Genomic DNA, 2,730 nt, shown 5'->3' with positions numbered 1-2,730 from the left:
TCAAAAATGCCTTGCCAGTGTTTTATTTTTTGCTGTTTATTCATAATTACCTCAGGTTAATATGCTGAGTAAATTATGCATAGGTAGCATTAATATTGGTATGTGGGTTTAATTGCGCGCTTACGTTTATTCATATAGTCAAGCAAACGAGCAACGCGTATATCCTACATTTAAATTTATTTAAAATCTTGAAATACCCTCGGTTATTTGTTGGAATGTGGATAGATGAGCTTGAAGTCAGCAAAAATATGCGTGATGAGCGCACTATTAAATTGTTAGGCGTTGCTGAACAAGGAGAGATATTCAATGGCTTTTGCCCTCGCACCAGATCAAGAAAATGCTTACCCATCACTCATTACGGCATTGTGCGCGCGCGATGCGTATACTAGAGGCCATTGTGACCGCGTCTGTGCGCTTGCGTTGGAAGTGGGGCGTGCGGCCGATTTGAGTGCCCCCTCATTAGATGACTTGCGTATTGCCAGTCAATTACACGACGTGGGTAAGATTGGAGTTCGTGATACTGTTCTCTCGAAGCCTGGAAAGCTCACACCTGATGAAAGGGAAGAGATAAAGGCTCACTCGGTTATCGGTGAGAGAATAATTAGTGAGACATTCCTGACAAACAGAGACGAGGTCGCGTCTATTGTCAGACATCATCATGAAGCATTTGATGGAAGCGGATACCCAGACGGACTGGCTGGTGCCGATATTCCCCTGAGTAGTCGAATACTTTCGATCATTGATGCGTATGATGCACTGACGACTAGCAGGCCATACCGCATGGCTAAATCGCACCTTGAAACTATGAATATCTTGAAGCATGAAGTGGACACGAAGTTTGATCCAAATATTTTTTTGTTGTTTACAAAAGTCATAAAGGCCAGTTCGGCACGTGCCTCGTAAACGCTCGTTCCTAGAATACGGTGAACGCTGCCTAAAAAGTCTCTGCAGATGACATTTGATCCGCCACCCACTTTTTTGCTAACGCAAAAGCAGGCGTTGTCTCAAATGCACCTGAGCTCAGGCGTTGCTAATGTCTGCAAATGGCACAGAGCCGACCTTCGGCTCTAACTCGTTTTTGTCCAAAGGCGGGTTATAAATATAACTCGCCTTTGCCCCAAGACGAGTTAGGAAAGAAACTCACCCTTCTGTGAAGGTGGTAGTTGTTGTTTTTGCTGACGGCGATACTAGGGCCTAATGATCTTTCAAGGTTAAATTTGCAGCAGTCTGTTTGGTATTTAGGCAAGGCAGAGCCTATGTGGTGTGGTTATTCCCCATAAATAGGTGATAACGCAGCATCAATGCCAAACAGGCGCTGCCCTTTGGGTTCTGCCTAGGGGCGATTTACTCTTTGTTGCCTACATGGATGTAGGTAAGGAGCGTGAGCAGGACGCGGAAGCTTTGCTCGGTTTTGACTTAGTCCACTAGGTTACAAACCTCGCGCCGCGATTAAACCGCCCCTAGTTTGAACAAATTTTAATCCGCAAAGATCAACAGGCCCTAAGTTCGTTTAGAGTTTTTTCAAGTGATAGTTGACAATACGTTGCCTTCCTATCAAAATGATAGGTATCAGATTGATAGGTGGTTCATGGTTGAAAATAATCCACAAGGTGTTAAAGAATTCCCACTTACAGAGGGAACAGCCAGAAAAATAATGAATGATCTGGCAGAGAATTATACCCACAGGATTCGATGGAGCAAGCATGTTAAACAACGCATGCATGAACGAGGGGTTACTACAGCACAAATAATTACTCTACTTAAGAGTAAACATTCGGTGTTTAGAGAGGGTCCATACCCTGAGGCCTCCGGAGATTGGAAATTTAACTTGAAAGGTTTAGCAGCGGGCAAAGTTATTGAGTTGACTGTTGCACTTAAGAATCATCATGACAGTCCTATGTCAGTTTTAGTAACTGTATGGATAGATTAAGAGGTTGATATGTACCATTATACTGAAAGCGGTTTATTAAACGTGTATCTAAAAAATGGTGTTACCGTTGAAGAAATCGATGGTGAAGAATATACAAGTATTGATGATATGAACGGACTTCATAGCGCAATAGCGCAGGTTGTTGTCGACAGCAACAGGCCTCTTGCGTATGAGGAATTTAAATTTTTACGTATTGAAATGAATGTTTCTCAAAAAATGCTTGCGACACGTTTTGGTGTGGATGAACAGACAATTGCACGTTATGAGAAAGGTCAAACAAAAATTCCACGTACTACAGATGCGGCTTTAAGAGCTTTGTATATGGAAAGCCAAGAGCAAAATAATCCCGTAAGTTATTTTCTTGATTTACTGTCGGATACTGAAGCTGAGGAAGCTGCAAAAGTAATTCGCCTAGAAGAAATCGAAAACCATTGGGAAGAAGTAGAAAGCTAAGCCTTAAACCACTTAGCCAAAAAGCCGACATTAAGTCGGTTTTTTGGCCTTTATTCATCTTAAAGCAATGCTAGATAATTTGTGGTTTGTATTTCGTACTAATTTATAGCTAATAAACTAAAGGGGAAATCATTATGCCCGCATTAAAAAGTAATGTGCTCGCTCAGAGTCCAAGTAATCTGCTGATGGAAGAGGGGTATTGAGAAGCTAGCCAGCGGTATATTTATCGAATCCTTCCGAGAAAACCCATTGATCGACGCGAAGCGGCGTCGATGGGATGAATCGGAATAACTAGCCCTGATTTTTGAATGTATTTTCGAATTGTATCAGCAGAAGCATTTCCAACT

At 42.2% G+C, this 2,730-nt stretch carries 3 protein-coding genes; all 3 read left to right on the top strand.

What is annotated here, in order from left to right; genetic code table 11:
* The first annotated feature begins 306 nt into the window (after positions 1-306).
* The 3 genes from H5058_RS18005 to H5058_RS17995 all read left to right on the top strand — a co-directional run bounded on the left by H5058_RS18005 (position 307) and on the right by H5058_RS17995 (position 2,383).
* On the top strand, positions 307-903 hold the full coding sequence (locus tag H5058_RS18005; RefSeq protein WP_004589546.1) for an HD-GYP domain-containing protein: 597 nt from the start codon (positions 307-309) through the stop codon (positions 901-903).
* A gap of 685 nt (positions 904-1,588) precedes the next feature.
* Positions 1,589-1,930 (top strand): DUF4258 domain-containing protein, encoded by a 342-nt coding sequence (locus H5058_RS18000; RefSeq protein ID WP_008109362.1) that lies wholly within the window; start codon positions 1,589-1,591, stop codon positions 1,928-1,930.
* Between the two features lie 9 nt (positions 1,931-1,939).
* Entirely contained in the window at positions 1,940-2,383 is a 444-nt protein-coding gene (locus H5058_RS17995) for a DNA-binding transcriptional regulator (protein WP_008109361.1), read from the top strand.
* Positions 2,384-2,730: the final 347 nt, after the last annotated feature.

Source organism: Pseudoalteromonas sp. SR45-4, from assembly GCF_014163535.1.
GTDB classification, from domain to species: Bacteria; Pseudomonadota; Gammaproteobacteria; order Enterobacterales; family Alteromonadaceae; genus Pseudoalteromonas; species Pseudoalteromonas nigrifaciens.
Note: the sequence above shows the minus strand (reverse complement) of the source record. Positions and strands in the feature narration are given on the sequence as shown.